The organism is Candidatus Koribacter versatilis Ellin345 (assembly GCF_000014005.1).
Taxonomy (GTDB): Bacteria; Acidobacteriota; Terriglobia; order Terriglobales; family Acidobacteriaceae; genus Korobacter; species Korobacter versatilis_A.
This window is the reverse complement of record NC_008009.1, coordinates 3,587,855-3,603,214: the sequence shown is the minus strand read 5'-3', so window position 1 is coordinate 3,603,214 and position 15,360 is coordinate 3,587,855. Positions and strand designations below refer to the sequence as shown.

At 58.7% G+C, this 15,360-nt stretch carries 14 protein-coding genes; 12 read left to right on the top strand and 2 right to left on the bottom strand.

The genetic code is table 11. From position 1 onward, the window contains the following. Positions 1-161: 161 nt before the first annotated feature. Complete coding sequence (gene ffh / locus ACID345_RS15655) at positions 162-1,526, bottom strand: signal recognition particle protein (RefSeq protein WP_011523837.1); 1,365 nt, start codon at positions 1,524-1,526, stop codon at positions 162-164. An 87-nt stretch (positions 1,527-1,613) separates the two neighbouring features. On the opposite strand from ffh, the gene ACID345_RS15650 reads away from it, so the two are divergent. From ACID345_RS15650 to ACID345_RS15635, 4 genes are all read left to right on the top strand, one after another. After that, the gene (locus tag ACID345_RS15650) at positions 1,614-2,912 is read left to right on the top strand and encodes an MFS transporter (RefSeq protein WP_011523836.1); all 1,299 of its coding nucleotides are present in this window, start codon (positions 1,614-1,616) and stop codon (positions 2,910-2,912) included. A 205-nt stretch (positions 2,913-3,117) separates the two neighbouring features. After that, the gene (locus tag ACID345_RS15645; RefSeq protein ID WP_011523835.1) at positions 3,118-3,867 is read left to right on the top strand and encodes a BON domain-containing protein; all 750 of its coding nucleotides are present in this window, start codon (positions 3,118-3,120) and stop codon (positions 3,865-3,867) included. Between the two features lie 173 nt (positions 3,868-4,040). Continuing rightward, a complete protein-coding gene (pfkA, locus tag ACID345_RS15640; protein WP_011523834.1) occupies positions 4,041-5,009 on the top strand; it encodes a 6-phosphofructokinase in 969 nt (322 codons plus the stop codon). Positions 5,010-5,129: 120 nt separating this feature from the next. Further along, positions 5,130-6,293 (top strand): pyridoxal phosphate-dependent aminotransferase, encoded by a 1,164-nt coding sequence (locus tag ACID345_RS15635; RefSeq protein WP_011523833.1) that lies wholly within the window; start codon positions 5,130-5,132, stop codon positions 6,291-6,293. On the opposite strand, the gene ACID345_RS15630 is transcribed toward ACID345_RS15635, so the two are convergent. Beyond that, positions 6,286-7,242, bottom strand: coding sequence for a small ribosomal subunit Rsm22 family protein (locus ACID345_RS15630; RefSeq protein WP_011523832.1), 957 nt, complete (start codon positions 7,240-7,242; stop codon positions 6,286-6,288). The two genes, ACID345_RS15635 and ACID345_RS15630, sit on opposite strands and share 8 nt — an antisense overlap. A gap of 207 nt (positions 7,243-7,449) precedes the next feature. On the opposite strand from ACID345_RS15630, the gene feoB reads away from it, so the two are divergent. The 8 genes from feoB to ACID345_RS15590 all read left to right on the top strand — a co-directional run bounded on the left by feoB (position 7,450) and on the right by ACID345_RS15590 (position 15,325). Beyond that, positions 7,450-9,357 (top strand): ferrous iron transport protein B, encoded by a 1,908-nt coding sequence (gene feoB, locus ACID345_RS15625; protein ID WP_011523831.1) that lies wholly within the window; start codon positions 7,450-7,452, stop codon positions 9,355-9,357. A gap of 21 nt (positions 9,358-9,378) precedes the next feature. Then, a complete protein-coding gene (locus ACID345_RS15620) occupies positions 9,379-9,672 on the top strand; it encodes a FeoA family protein (protein WP_041855770.1) in 294 nt (97 codons plus the stop codon). A gap of 22 nt (positions 9,673-9,694) precedes the next feature. Further along, the gene (locus ACID345_RS15615; RefSeq protein WP_011523829.1) at positions 9,695-10,531 is read left to right on the top strand and encodes a tRNA glutamyl-Q synthetase; all 837 of its coding nucleotides are present in this window, start codon (positions 9,695-9,697) and stop codon (positions 10,529-10,531) included. Between the two features lie 144 nt (positions 10,532-10,675). Then, entirely contained in the window at positions 10,676-12,238 is a 1,563-nt protein-coding gene (locus ACID345_RS15610; protein WP_011523828.1) for a methylmalonyl-CoA carboxytransferase subunit 5S, read from the top strand. 86 nt (positions 12,239-12,324) lie between these two features. Beyond that, on the top strand, positions 12,325-13,923 hold the full coding sequence (locus ACID345_RS15605) for an acyl-CoA carboxylase subunit beta (RefSeq protein WP_011523827.1): 1,599 nt from the start codon (positions 12,325-12,327) through the stop codon (positions 13,921-13,923). A 23-nt stretch (positions 13,924-13,946) separates the two neighbouring features. After that, on the top strand, positions 13,947-14,345 hold the full coding sequence (locus ACID345_RS15600; protein ID WP_011523826.1) for a hypothetical protein: 399 nt from the start codon (positions 13,947-13,949) through the stop codon (positions 14,343-14,345). A gap of 55 nt (positions 14,346-14,400) precedes the next feature. Next, entirely contained in the window at positions 14,401-14,808 is a 408-nt protein-coding gene (locus tag ACID345_RS15595; protein ID WP_011523825.1) for a biotin/lipoyl-containing protein, read from the top strand. 28 nt (positions 14,809-14,836) lie between these two features. Continuing rightward, a complete protein-coding gene (locus ACID345_RS15590; protein ID WP_011523824.1) occupies positions 14,837-15,325 on the top strand; it encodes a VOC family protein in 489 nt (162 codons plus the stop codon). The last annotated feature ends 35 nt before the right edge of the window (positions 15,326-15,360 follow it).

The following is a 15,360-nucleotide window of genomic DNA, read 5'->3' as shown; positions in this document are numbered from 1 at the left end:
TTAAGTGTTTAATTATCGCGTGAAGGGCGCAGTCTCGTGAGGGTAAGGGGTCCTTCGACTGCGCGCACTGCGTGCGCTCCGCTCAGGATGACAGAACGAAAGACTGGCAAAGAACAAAGGGCCGGCGTGTGCCAGCCCTTTACTGCATTTGCAGTAAAAATCTACTGCATTCCGTTCGGCATCTTCATCCCGCTCAGCCGCTTGGCGAAGCTGGGCTTCGACATGGTCTTGAACATTTTGCGCATTTGCGAGTACTGGCGGAGGAGCTGGTTCACTTCCTGCACGCTGGTACCGGAGCCATTCGCGATGCGTTTGCGGCGGCTTCCGTTGATCACGTCGTGATGCTCGCGCTCATGGGGCGTCATGGAGTTGATGATGGCTTCCACGCGAGAGAGCTCTTTGTCGTCCACCTTGTCGGCGACTTGCTGGAGGCCGGCGAAGGGACCGATGCGCGGCAGCATGCCGATGATCGACTGGAGTGATCCGAGTTTCTTAACCTGTTTAAGTTGATCGCGGAAGTCGGCGAGTGAGAAGCCGTCGCCGCTGAGCGCCTTGCTGGCGAACTCTTCCGACTTCTTTTTGTCGATGCTGGCTTCGGCCTTCTCGATCAGCGAGAGGACGTCGCCCATGCCGAGGATGCGGCCGACGATGCGGTCGGGGTGGAAGGGTTCGAGAGCGTCGTACTTTTCACCGACGCCGATGAACTTGATGGGCTGGCCGGTGACCTGGCGGATGGAGAGCGCAGCGCCGCCACGAGCGTCGCCGTCCATCTTGGTGAGGACCACGCCGGTGAGGGTCAGCTTGTCGTGGAATTCCTTGGCGGAGTTGACGGCGTCCTGGCCGGTCATGGCGTCGGCGACGAACAGGATTTCCTGCGGATTGAGCAGCGTCTTGAGGTGCTGCATCTCGTCCATGAGCTGGTCGTCAATGTGGAGACGGCCAGCGGTATCGACGATGAGGATGTTGCAGCCGTTGCTGATGGCCTCGCGACGGGCTTCTTTGGCGAGGCGAACGACGGTATCCGTGTTCGCTTCCTCAACCTTGCCTTCGTAGAGCTTAGCGTTGATAGCTTGAGCCACTACTTTAAGTTGCTCGCGGGCCGCGGGGCGGTAGACGTCAACCGAAACCAGCATGGGGCGATGGCCGCCATTCTTCAACCAATGCGCGAGCTTTCCGGAGGTCGTGGTCTTACCGGAACCCTGGAGGCCGGCCATGAGAATGATGGTCGGCGGCTGCGAAGCGAACTTCACCTTGGCAGTGTCTTTGCCGAGGATAGCTATGAGTTCGTCGCGGACGATCTTAACGACCTGCTCGGCGGGCGAAAGCGCGGTCATTACATCTTCACCGAGCGCTTTGTACTGGATACGGTCAACTACTTCTTTTACGACTTTAAAGTTGACGTCGGCTTCGAGGAGCGCGAGACGAATTTCGCGCAGCGCCTCTTCCATGTTTTCTGGGGTGAGTTTGCCCTGGCCACGCAGGGACTTGAACGCTCGCTGGAGCTTGTCGGAAAGATTGTCAAACATGATGGCTGGAGTGACTCCGGGTAAAAGGACATTTTAACAGTTTGGGTCGCAAGTGCCTGAAAAGCGTTGCAAATCGCAGGTCCATCCATGAGAATCGCGGCTCTCTCCATGACAACCATACCGTCAGAGCACAAGCGGCTCCCGGGGTTTCTTATTGTCCTGCTGGTGTTGATTGGCGTCAGCGTTTTTATCAACTACATCGACCGCGGCAACCTGTCGATTGCAGCTTCGATGGTGCAGGACGAAATGCATATCAACCCCGCGCAACTGGGCGTGCTGCTTTCGGCCTTCTTCTGGACCTACGCTTTGCTACAGCCTTTGTATGGCTGGCTGGCGGACCGCGTAAATGTGTATTACTTGTTCGCGGTCTGTTTCGCGGCGTGGTCCGTGGCCACAGCGGCAACCGGCCTGGTGCACACGTTCGTTGCCTTATTCGCGTTGCGGCTGATTGTCGGGATGGGGGAAGCGGTGTCGTTCCCGGCGTACTCGAAGATCATTGCCTTGAATTATCCAGAAGAACATCGCGGCGTGGCGAACAGCGTGCTCGCCATGGGGTTGGCGGTTGGTCCGGGATTCGGGATACTGCTCGGCGGCACCCTGATGGCGCGGTTCGGATGGCGGCCATTCTTCATCATCCTCGGCTTGGGCAGCATGCTCTGGATTCCTCTGTGGTTAAAGTGGTCGCCGAGCAGGAACCTCGTTCCTGCATCCAGCAAACAATCTTCGCCAAGCTTGCTGGAGTTTGTCTGCCTGCGTTCGGCGTGGGGAAGTTGTATCGGACTGTTTTGCGGCAACTATGTGAACTACTTCCTGCTCACCTGGCTGCCGTACTACCTGTTGCGCGAGCGGCATTTTTCGATGGCGCAGATGGCGCGCATCGGAGCAACCGGTTACTTCGGTGGAGCGGTGTGTGCGGGAATCGCGGGTTGGCTCTCGGACCGGTGGATACGGTCCGGTGCAACGACGACCGTTGTCCGAAAAACCTTCGTTGCCGGCGGCTATGTGTCGTGTGCCACCTTTCTCGCTCTCGCTGCCTTCGTTCCGGGCGCGCGCGGATCCACGATTCTGTTGTGGCTAGCCATGGCGAGCTTCGGTGTGAGCGCCTCCAATATCTGGGCGATCCCGCAGACGCTCGCGGGCTCGCAAGCCGCTGGACGCTGGGTGGGATTCCAGAATTGCTCTGGAAATATGGCTGGCGTCGTAGTGCCTGTAGTAACTGGATTCGTGGTGCGACAGACGGGAAGCTTCCGCTCGGCCTTCGTATCGGTGGCAGTCGTTCTGTGCATCGGCGCAGCTACATGGACGTTCGTCGTAGGGAAGATCGAACAGGTGAAATGGGAACGATCGGCGGAATTACTCGTGGCCGAAGCTTCAGCGTCGCGTTGAACTCAATCCCGAAATCCGATCCTTGAATCGCTACGGGCACCATGCCTTGCGCCGACAGCCGGAATATGGAAACAAACGGTTTGTGCTGGCTGTTGGCAAGATCACCGCGCAATACCGTATGGATCCTCTGTAAAGAAAGGTGCGGCGTGCGACTTTTTCCCTTGTGCCGGGTCTAATTAACCAAGGGGTTAAAAGGGATATGAAGATGAAAAACGGAAGTTTCGGGCCCAAGGCAGCGCTGCTTTTCGCGGCGGTTGCAGGTTTGGCGATATCGGCCTCGGCCTCAGTCACTTCGGACGCTACCCTGCAGCAGGAGATCCAAGGCAAGCTGAAGAACAAGCAATTCCAGCAAGTGACCGTGAAGTCGAACAACGCTGTCGTGACACTCGGTGGCACCGTCGAGAAGTACCAGGCGAAAGTTGACGCTGAGAAAAAGGCGAAGAAGGTCGCCGGCGTGAAAGAAGTGGACGACCAGATTGAGGTCGGCGGCAAAGACGTGGCCGACGCCCAATTGCAGGCCACACTGAATCGCAAACTGGCGTATGACCGCTATGGATATGGTCACGTATTCAACAATGTCACTGCGTCCGTACAGGATGGGAAAGTAACGCTCGATGGCGAAGTGCGCTGGCAACCGGACAAGGATTCCGCGCTGGCGCTGGTGAACAGCCAGGAAGGCGTGAAGGACGTGGTGGACCAGGTCAAGATTCTGCCGACGTCGATTTCGGACGATGACTTGCGCGCACGGGTGTTCCGCGCAATCTATGGCGATGCAAGCCTGGGACGCTACGGCACAGATCCGGCAACGCCGATCCGCATCGTAGTCGCCAACGGTCACGTGGCGTTGTACGGCAGCGTGCAGTCCCAAGCCGACAAGACGATCGCGTTCATGCGGGCGAATGGTGTGTTCGGCGCTTTCTCTGTGGAGAACCACCTGACGGTGAACAAAGGCTAATCGACAAACGCATTTCGATCTCGAATCCCTCCGAGGCACGGAAAACCGTGCCTCCTTTTTTTGCCCTCGTTCCGATCGTGGCACTTAGCTCGAAAGTTACCTGCGCGAAACCTCCAGAGCTGCGGCCCACCGTTTATTCTGTATCTGACTTAATTTCTCTATCGGAGATTGGAATGAGCAGGAAGATCGCGGTGCTGACCAGCGGCGGTGATGCCCCCGGAATGAACGCCGCAATCCGGTCGGTGACTCGCTCGGCGATTGCAAAGGGCTGGACCGTAATGGGTGTGAACCAAGGCTACGCCGGCCTGGTCGCGGGCGACTATCGCGAACTGGCGGCGCGCGATGTAGGCGGTCTGCTTTCAAAGGGCGGCACCTTTCTCGGGAGTGCGCGGTGCCCGGAATTCCAAAAAGAGGACGTGCGCGAAAAGGCGTTGCGAAACTTAAATCGCAGCGGGATTGGCGCGCTCGTCGTAATCGGCGGTAACGGGTCACAAACCGGCGGCGCGGCGCTGAACGATATGGGATTTCCGACGCTGGGAGTCGCTTCGACGATTGATAACGATCTCGTCGGTTCGGAGATCACCATTGGCGTAGATACGGCACTGAATATCGCCCTCGAAGCGATTGATCGTTTGCGCGTGACCGCAGCCTCGCATCAACGTGGCTTTCTGATTGAAGTGATGGGGCGCAAGTGTGGATACCTGGCCTTGATGGCTGGAATCGCGGGGGGCGCAGAACTGGTGCTGGTGCCCGAGATTGACTTCGAGCCTGACCAAATCGCCGAAGCGATCCATGACGCTTATCGTCGTGGGAAGGCGCACGCGATGGTGGTGGTAGCGGAAGGCGCGAAGCACAACGCCGAACAGTTGGTGAGATATTTCCACGATAAGAACACGGGCTTCGAACTGCGCGCGACCATTCTCGGACACGTGCAGCGCGGTGGCACGCCCACGGCCTACGATCGTCTGCTGGCGTCGCGTTTGGGCGCTGGTGCAGTGGAAGCGCTGGATAAAGGGATCTCGGGCGTCGTCGTCGGCATGAACCAGGGCGTGGTCTCGACAACGCCGTATAGCGAAGTCACCGGCAGGACGAAGGGGATTTCGCCGGAGCTGTACCAGTTGGCGCACGTGCTGTCGCGATAGAAGCCTTTCAACACGAAGGGTACGAAATACACAGGGTATTTGGGGGCACAGGTCTTGAGTTATCGATCTGTGCCCTTTGTGTTGCGATTTAGGTAGAATGCATGGACTCGGGGTGACTCCATGATTCAGATCGATCGTCGTTCTTTCCTTCGCACGGCTTCGTTCGCCGGAGCAGCTTTGGTCGCGAGCACGGAAGCGCAGTTTGCGTTCGCGCAACGACGGAGCATGAAAGCCGTTGGTCCCATCGCCGTGTTTCTGAATGCGAATGAGAATCCGTTAGGTCCGTGCGAGGCGGCGCGCGCCGCGATGACCACAGCGATTGCGGAGAGCGGACGCTATCACGACGAGTACGCGGAGGAGTTCGTGAGTTTGTTTGCATCCCAGGGTGGACTGAAAACGGAGTACGTAGATCCATACTCAGGATCGAGCCAACCGCTTTCGTACTGTGTTTCGGCATTCTGTAATGCAGAGAAACCACTCGTGATTGCGGACCCCGGCTATGAAGCTGCGGCGCGGACAGCAGATGCCATGGGCGTGAAGGTCTTGAAAGTGCCGCTCGCGAAAGACTACTCGCACGATGTGCGGGCGATGGTGGCGGCTTCGCCGAATGCCGGAGTGTACTATGTCGCGTCGCCGAACAATCCCACTGGGTCGGTGACGAGCCGAGCGGATGTCGAGTGGCTGCTCGCGAACAAGCCCAAGGGCTCGATCGTAGTGCTCGATGAAGCCTACATCCACTTTTCCGATGCGACGCCTTGCCTCGACCTTGCAGCAGCGGACAAAGACATCGTGGTGCTGCGCACCTTCAGCAAGCTTTATGGAATGGCCGGAGCGCGGTTAGGTGCGGCTGTAGCGCGTCCCGACCTGCTCAAAAAAGTGCGCGAACAAGGTGGATGGACAATGTGTCCGGTGACCGCGACGCAGGCAGGGATCGCAAGCTTGAAAGATGCGTCGCTGGTTGCGAAGCGGAAGACGATCAACGCCGATGCGCGGCAGGAGACCTTTGACTGGCTGACTTCGAAGGGATTCGCATATGTGCCATCGCAGGCGAACCACTTCATGCTCGATGCGAAGCGTCCGACGCAGACGGTGATCGCCGGCATGGCAGGTAAGGGAATCCTGATCGGACGCGCCTGGCCGATATGGCAGACACATGTCCGCGTTACCGTGGGCACGCCGCAAGAGATGGTGCGGTTTCGGAGCGCTTTCGAGGATGTAATGCGACAGCCGCAATCGTCGAGCTACGCGCCAGTGCGGCACTCGAACGCGACGCTATTCAGCTAGACGACCACTGGTCGCCCCACTCGGCTTTGCGGGCGGAGCGGTAGGTCTCTTTCAGCGACTTCGTGACCGTGATCTTTTTCAGGTCGTCCGGCGCGCAGACTTCCAATTGCACGAAGCCGGAATGAATCCGCGGATGGCGCACGATTCGGCCGCGACGGTCTGCGAGCGGCAATCGCGTGGCTGAGAGGTAGCAAAACTTCTCATCTTCATAGCCGAGCGAGCCCCCCTTGATGCGGCGATGTTCCGCAGTACGTTCGAGCCGTTCGGAGAAGTGGCACCAATCGCCGCGAACGAGAAGCGGACATTCGCGTTCGTGCGGGCAGGGAGCGGCCATCGTGGCGCCGTCTGCAATGAGCTGTTTGCGGAGGTCGGCCATTCGGGCGAACGCTTTGGGTGTGCCGGGCTCGATCAGGATAAGCAACTTCGCAACTTTCCATGCGGCGCGAACGAGACGCTGCGCTTCAGCGGCCTTGAGTTCGCCGAGAGTATAAGAAATGACGACGAGATCGTGCGCATCGGGCGTGAAGGCGCGAATGTCGGCGGAGAGCCAGTTGGCGTTCTTCAGAGGCTCACAACTTTGCGCGAGCGATTTCCCCATACGTAACAGTTCGAGATCGCGTTCCACCAGCGCGACCTTCTGGATAGAAGGGAAGAGTTCCACTGCTGCCCAGCAAGCTGTGCCCGGTCCCGCGCCGAGATCGAGCAGTGATTCCGGAGCGAAGCCTGGCATCTTCTCCTGCGTTTTCTGGAAGACGTGTCGGCAGGCCGCGTAGGTCGCGGGCATCCGAACCTGCAGATACGCAAGTCGATGCGTAGCCGTCTTCAACGGAGCGGAATCGAACTCGCCCTTTCGATATGCTGCGCTGACATCGGCAGCGGCGCGAGTGATTCCCGGAATACCGGCCGCCTGGTCGTCAATCGCGCGCTTCAACTCATCTGGAATTCGCACGAATACATCTTATTCACCGCAGAGGCACGGAGTCACTGAAACCTGTTTCGCAAAAACTCTGTGTTTCTGCAGCCCTGTGGTGGACAACGGTTCCAAAATGGAGATGAAATTGAAAATGAAAACAATGTTCAAGAAACACAGCTCAGAGTGACCTATGTCACATCCCCTGTGTCAGGGCCCGCGTAGCCTGAGTTTGGTATAGAACTCATGCGTATCGCCCTGGCAGGCCAACCGAATTGCGGCAAGAGCACAATCCTCAACTACGTAGCGGGTTACCGTTCGGAAACGGCGAATTTCCCCGGCAGTTCGGTCAAGGTCACCACCGGCAACATCCGACTCAACGGATTCGTTGCGGAACTGGTGGACCTGCCAGGCACTTATACGCTGACTGGCTCCAACCGCGCGGAATCCATCGCGGGTGAATATCTTCTCGACCACAAGATTGACCTCATCATCAATGTGGTGGACGCATCGTTGCTCTGCCGCAGTCTTGAACTCACGCTGGAACTGCGCGAGTTGGGGATTCCCATGGTGGTCTGCCTGAACATGGCGGACGACGCCGTACGTAAGGGCATCACCATCGATAGCGCGAAATTGAGCGAATTACTCGGGATTCCGGTGGTGAAGACCGTGGCCCGCCGGGGTGAAGGGTTCGACAAGCTCTTCGCGGCCATTAAAGACACGATACGGATTGCGCCCGCCGATTCGGAGGCGCTGGCATGGGACAAAGATGTTGCGTCGGTCGTGAACCGGATCGAGTTTATGATTCGCGACGCCGAAGACGATAGCCCATATCCGAACAAGTTTCGCGCCATTCGTTATCTCGAAACCGGCTTCTGCTATTCGCTACGGGCGCCGGAGATTTCCGCCCAAGCACTGAAGCTGAAGGCGGCGCTGGAACGCAAACGCGGCCGCACCGGCGACGCTATCGTGATGGGCGAACGCCACGACGTGAGCTTGCGAGTGTTCGAGCAGGTTGCCACAGTTGGCAAGCCGCAATCCGATATTCGCAATAAGCTCGATTCCGTCGTCACCCACCCGGTGTGGGGCTACCTCGTTTTGTTCGGGTTGCTGATCGGATTCTTCTGGATTGTCTTTGGCATCGGCTCGCACATCGAAGATTTTCTGCAGGCGAAGCTTGCTATCGGTTTCGACAGGCTGAGTCACGGCATGAACCAGCAAACACTGCGCTTCACCCTATTCAAAAGTGCATGGGACGGCCTGGTCGGAGGGGCTGCGATCGTACTGCCCTACTTGATTCCATTCCTGTTTGGGTTGGCAGTTCTTGAAGATATTGGATACCTGCCGCGCGTGGCATACCTGATGGATGGGCTGTTGCATCGCATCGGGCTGCATGGGACCTCGATGCTGCCGCTGATTCTCGGCTATGGATGCAGCGTGCCTGCCTGCATGGCGGCGCGGATTTTGCCGTCGCGACGAGACCGGTTTATTGCGAGCGTACTGGCGATCCTGGTGCCATGTTCGGCGCGATCCAATGTCATCTTCGCTTTGGTGGCGTTCTATCTCGGCCCATGGTGGGCGCTGGCCATCTTCGTATTGAATATCGCGATCGTTGTCGGCTCCGGATGGATGATGCGCAAGATATGGCCGGAAGTTTCACCGGGCATGGTGCTGGAAGTTCCGCGCTACCAGTGGCCGCGCTTGAGCATCCTGCTGAGCAAAGTCTGGCTTCGCCTGCGCGAGTTCATCACCCTCTGCTGGCCGTTACTGATTGGTGGCAGCGTGGTGTTGGCCCTGGCAAATTACTTCGGTTGGGACCACGCCATCAATCTCGCTCTTTCGCCACTGACGAAGTTGCTCGGGTTGCCCTTCGCGGTCGGGACGACATTAATCTTCGGTCTACTGCGCAAAGAACTCACGTTGATCATGCTGGCGCAGGCGCTTGGGACGTCGCATGTGAACACCGTTATGACGACGGCGCAGATTGTGGGTTATACGCTCTTTATAACGTTCTATATGCCTTGCCTCTCAACGGTTGCGGCCTTGGCGAAAGAGGTCGGCAAGAAGTTAACCACTTATGCGATGGCTTATACGTTTGCCCTGGCCGTGCTCGTGTGCGTGATCGCGCGGCTGGTGGCGGTAGCGTTGCCATAGTGCATTGTGACGGAGAACACAGTGGGAATCCTCATCGAACCATTATCTTGGGACTTGATGGCAGCTAAAGCCGCAGCCCGAAAACCCGGCGTCTCGCTCGACCGAGTGCCGAACCATACCGAGATCGAGATCGTTGCATTGCCCAATGACGTGGAACACGTGAAGATGCTCGGGCAATTGGGCATCCGCGAAGAGGAACGCGCCCACGTACGCGCGATCGCGCCGATGGGCGGGCCGATCTTGCTGGAGATCGGCGGCAGCGCCGTGGCAATCGCACGCGGCGTGGCCAAAAGGATCAGGGTCAGGGTGGTCTAGCGTTCTCGTTTAACATCTTGTCGTGAGTTCCTATCGCGGCCGCATCGCGCCTTCTCCCACCGGCTATCTTCATCTTGGCCACGCGCGAACCTTCTGGACGGCCTACCAGCGCTCCCTTCAATGCAACGGCACTTTGATCTTTCGCAATGAAGACCTCGATCCCCAACGCTCGAAGCCGGAGTATGCGAGCGCGATGATTGAAGACCTACGCTGGCTTGGGATCGTGTGGCAGGAGGGGCCAGATGTCGGCGGCCCGCATGAGCCGTATGAACAGAGTAAGCGGCGCGAGTTCTATTTGCGCGATTGGCGATTGCTGGTGGAGCGGGGATTCGTGTATCCGTGCACGTGTTCGCGGAAGGACCTGGCACTGAGCGCCCAGGCGCCGAATGAAGGCGACGAGGAGCCGGTGTATCCGGGGAAGTGCCGGCCCGCGCCGGGAGCAACCTTCGAAACGATCGATCCAGCGGCCGTGAACTGGCGGTTCCGCGTGCCTGACGGCGAGACCATTCGTTTCGTGGATGCCAATCTCGGCGAGCGAAGTTATGTCGCGGGGAAGGATTTTGGCGACTTCGTGCTGTGGCGGCGCGACGACGTTCCCGCGTATCAGCTTGCGGTTGTCACAGACGATTGTGATATGCAGGTAACCGAGGTGGTTCGTGGCGAAGATCTGCTGGTTTCGACGGCGCGGCAGATATTGCTTTTCAATGCGTTAGGTCGCGCGGTGCCGCGGTTCTATCACTGTCCGCTGCTCCGGGATGCCTCCGGAGAGCGCTTGGCGAAGCGTACAGACGCGCTCAGTCTTCGTGAGCTGCGGAAAAAAGGCTACACCCCGGAACAGATTCAGGAGATGTGGGCCTGATTTGGTCCTTCCTTAGAAACTTCTCATTTAAAACTAGATATTCGGCACGAAATCTGCCGATAACACTCTCGGTAGCGGGTTCAGGCAAGAAGTCACAGATATTTGTGATAAGCCTCACAGCCCCATTCTTGTCACAAGCGTTGAATGGGTTGTGACGGCGCAACGCTCGATCCGCCGGAGATTGGAACTGCATTTATGGGACGAATTATTGAAGTCACCGACCTCATCCTCCGAGATGCTCACCAAAGTTTGATGGCCACCCGCATGGCGATGGAAGACATGGTTCCCGCCTGCGAGGACCTCGACAACGCCGGCTACTGGTCGCTGGAGTGTTGGGGCGGAGCCACCTTCGACTCCTGCATTCGCTTCCTCAACGAAGATCCCTGGGAACGGTTGCGGCAATTTAAGAAGCTCCTGCCCAAGACGAAATTGCAAATGCTTCTCCGCGGACAGAACCTGCTCGGCTACCGACACTATGAAGATTCGGTAGTCGAGCGGTTCGTCGCCAAGGCCGCCGAGAACGGCATGGATGTCTTCCGGGTGTTCGACGCGTTGAACGACATCCGCAACCTGCAGACGTCGATCAAGGCTGTGAAGAAGACCGGCAAGCACGCGCAGGGGACGATCAGCTACACCATCAGCCCGGTGCACACCATCACGGCGTTCGTCGAAATGGCAAAGCAGCTCAAGGAAATGGGCTGCGACTCGATTTGCATTAAAGACATGGCTGGCCTGCTGAAGCCTCAACCGGCGTACGACCTGGTGAAGGGCATTAAGGAAGCGTGCGGCGACGACATGCTGGTCCACGTGCACTGCCACGCCACCACCGGCGTGACGCTGGTCTCGCTAATGAAGGCCGTGGAAGCCGGCTGCGACATGGTAGACACGGCGATCAGCGCGATGTGTCTCGGCCCGGGCCACAATCCCACCGAGAGCTTCGTCGAGATGCTGGAAGGCACCGGTTTCGAGACCAAGCTCGACATGGCGAGAATCCTCAAAGCCCGCCGCTACTTCGAAAAGATTCGTCCGCGCTACAAGGAATTCCTCAGCGATATCACCGGCGTGGAAACCGAAATTTTCAAGAGCCAGATTCCCGGCGGGATGATCTCCAACATGGAGAGCCAGCTCAAAGGGCAGGGCGCCGGCGACAAACTGCAGGAAGTGCTGCTGGAGGTTCCGAACGTCCGCAAGGACTCCGGCTTCCCGCCGCTGGTGACGCCATCGAGCCAGATCGTGGGCACGCAGGCCGTCTTCAACGTGATCATGGGCAAATACAAGGTGATGACCGGCGAGTTCGCCGACCTGATGCTCGGCTACTACGGTTCCACCCTTGGGCCGAAGGAGCCCGAAGTCCTGGCGAAGGCAGAGCAGCACGCCAAGAAGAAAGCGATCACGTGTCGTCCGGCGGAGCTGCTGCAACCGGAGTGGGAGAAGCTGCGCACCGATGCTCTGGCACTGAAGGGCTGCAACGGCAGCGATGAAGACGTGCTGACGTTTGCCATGTTCCCGCAGGTGGCACCGAAGTTCTTCGGGACGCGTGCGCAAGGCCCCAAGAACCTGGGTAAAGACCCGGCGAAACAGACGAGTCCCGTGCCTCCGGCAGCAACGCCATCGAAGCCCGCAAACGAAATGCCTGGCGCAGTGAATTACGTGATCACCATGGACGGCAAGTCGCACGCGGTCGTGGTAGCGCCCGCCGCGAAATAAATTCTCGCAGGCCGCGAACCGGCGGTCTGCCCAGAAGGTGGCGCGATCCTGACCATCGCGCCACCGCATAAAGAGTGGAGAGCCGAATGGCACCCGTAGCAGCACCAGAGAAGCCCGAAGTGAAAGTGGAAACCAAGCCCACGGGAATCGAGCAGAAGATCCAGGAGCTCGAGACCATGCGCGTCCAGGTCAAACTGGGCGGCGGCGAAGACAAGATCGCCAAACAACATGAAGCTGGCAAGCTCACCGCCCGCGAACGCATCGCCCGCCTCGCTGATCCTGATTCGTTCCAGGAAATTGGCATGTTCGCCAAGCATCGCGCCTCATTGTTCGGGATGGCGAAGAAAGACATCCCCGCCGATGGCGTGGTTACCGGCGTCGCCACGATTGATGGCCGTCTCGTGCACCTCGCGAGCCAGGACTTCACCGCGCTCGGTGGGGCCGTCGGCGAAGTGCATGCTGACAAGATCGTGGAGATGATGAACCTGTCGCTAAAGACCGGTTCGCCCTTCGTCATCGTGAACGATTCGGGCGGGGCTCGGATCCAGGAAGGCATCGACGCGCTGGCCGGCTATGGTCGCATCTTCTACAACAACGTGATGCTCTCCGGCACCGTGCCGCAGATCTCGCTGATCTGCGGGCCGTGCGCGGGTGGTGCGGTTTATAGCCCGGCGCTCACCGATTTCATTATCCAGACCAAGCAGGCGCAGATGTTCATCACCGGCCCATCGGTGATCAAACAGGTCACGGGCGAAGTGGTCACCCCCGACCAACTTGGTGGCGCGGCCGCGCACATGACGCAGTCAGGCAACGTGCACTTCGTGGCCGAGAACGACGAAGACGCCATCTACATCACGCGACGCATTCTGAGCTTCCTGCCGTCGAATAACCTGGAAGACCCGCCGCGGCTCGACTTCGACGGTAACCTCGAGTCCGATCCGGCAGTGAACAAGATCATTCCGGACGATCCGAAGCAGGCCTACGACGTGCGTAATGTGATCGCGCAGCTCGTGGACCGCGGCGATTTGCTGGAAATCCAATCGGGCTACGCGCAGAACATCGTGATCGGGCTGGCGCGCATTGCCGGCTGCACCGTGGGCGTAATTGCCAATCAGCCGTGCGTGATGGCAGGCGTGCTCGACATCAACGCGAGCGACAAGGCGGCGCGCTTCATCCGTTTCTGCAACGCGTTCAACATCCCACTACTCACCCTCGCGGACGTTCCAGGCTTCCTCCCTGGCGTGGCGCAGGAGTATGGCGGCATCATCCGCCACGGCGCGAAGATGCTCTTCGCTTACTCAGCGGCGACGGTCCCGAAAATCACGGTGGTGCTCCGCAAGGCCTATGGCGGCGCGTATCTCGCGATGTGCAGCCGCGATCTCGGCGCCGATCGCGTGATTGCATGGCCGACTGCCGAAATTGCTGTGATGGGCGCCGAGGGTGCGGCGGAGATTGTCTTCCGCAAGGAGATCAACGAAGCCGAAGACAAAGCCGCGAAGCGCAAGGAGCTGATCGAGAAATACCGCAGCGCGTTTGCGACGCCGTACGTCTCGGCTGCCCGCCGCCTGGTTGACGACATTATTGAGCCCGCCGAAACCCGCCGCTACTTGGCGATGGCGCTGGACGCGTTGCATGCGAAGCGCGAACTGCGTCCACCAAAAAAGCACGGCCTGATGCCCCTCTAGACCGCGGAGATTGGAGTGAAAAAATGAGAAACGCTCAAATCGAAATTGCGGACATTGCGGGCCAGATGGACGCGCTGCGGCAGGCGCTTGAGATGCAGATGGACGAGCTCCGCGCGCGTCAGACGGAACTCGCCGAACAACTCAAGGCAGTGCAGCGGTCAATCACAGCGAAAGCTGAGCCCGTGCCTCCACCGCCGGTAAACGTCAACGCGTCGAAGCCTACGGCGACGGCCGAACCTGCGCCTCCGAAGCCGGCAGCGATTCCAGAAGAAATCATGCTGGTAATTGCGGCGGCGGTAGCGGCATTCGTCGGAAAGTCGGCGCGCATTCGTTCAGCCCGTTACATGCACGAAGGCCAGAGTCCATGGGCGCAGCAGGGTCGCGTCTTCATCCAGGCCTCGCACAACCTGCGCAACTCATAAGAACTGAGCGCGGTGGGCGCGAGTCCGCCGCGTTTCAAGAAATTGGGAGCCCCTTGTGAAGCTCAACATTACGGTAGACGGAAAAGCATACGAGGTAGACGTAGAGGTTCAGGACGAAGATCATGGCCGCTCGTTGGGCGGCTACATTCCCCCACATCCGCAAAGCAGTTCGGCCGCGTTGCCCTCCGCGCCGGCAGCGGCAACTCCAGTTGCCAACGGTGCTCGCGGGCCGGTTGCGGGGGTGAATGAAGCAAAGGTCTGTCGCAGCCCGATCGCCGGCATTGTGATCAAGATCAACGCCCAGATCGGCCAGCAACTACAGGCCAACGATCTCCTCCTCGTTCTCGAAGCGATGAAGATGGAGACCAATGTCACCGCGCCCGTATCGGGGAAAGTGAAGGACATTTTCATTCGGCCCGGCGACGGCGTGACGGTAAACCAAGTGCTGGTGGAGTTCGAATAGCGCGCAGTCAAAGGAAGAGGAGAAGTAGATGGAGACAGTAGCTGCTGCAAGTCCGTTGAAGGACGAACTCGCCAACATTCCGGGTATTCAATTCGTGGACCACGTTGCCATCGCAGTGAAGCAAGGCGATCTCGAAGGGCAGGTGGCCGCTTACAAGATGCTCGGCTTCACGGAGGTTCATCGCGAAGACGTACTCGGTGGCGATCAGGTCAGGGAAGTATTGTTACGGATTGGCGATGGGCCGAACTTGATCCAATTGCTCGAGCCGTTGAACGCAAGCTCGCCGGTACAGAAACTTATCGAGAAGAATGGTGGCCGCGGCGGGTTCGCCCACGTCGCCTTCCGCGTGCGTAACGCGCGAGAATCGTTCGATGCGATGACCGCACAAGGTTTCCACATCATCGATAAAGCTCCGCGAAAAGGTTCACGCGGAACCACCGTTTTCTTCGTTCACCCAAAATCTCTCGACAGTGCGCCGTTTGGATTCCTGATCGAGATCGTTGAAGAGCCTGTATAAGACCCTCCTGATCGTTCTAAAAACTTGCCCCATCG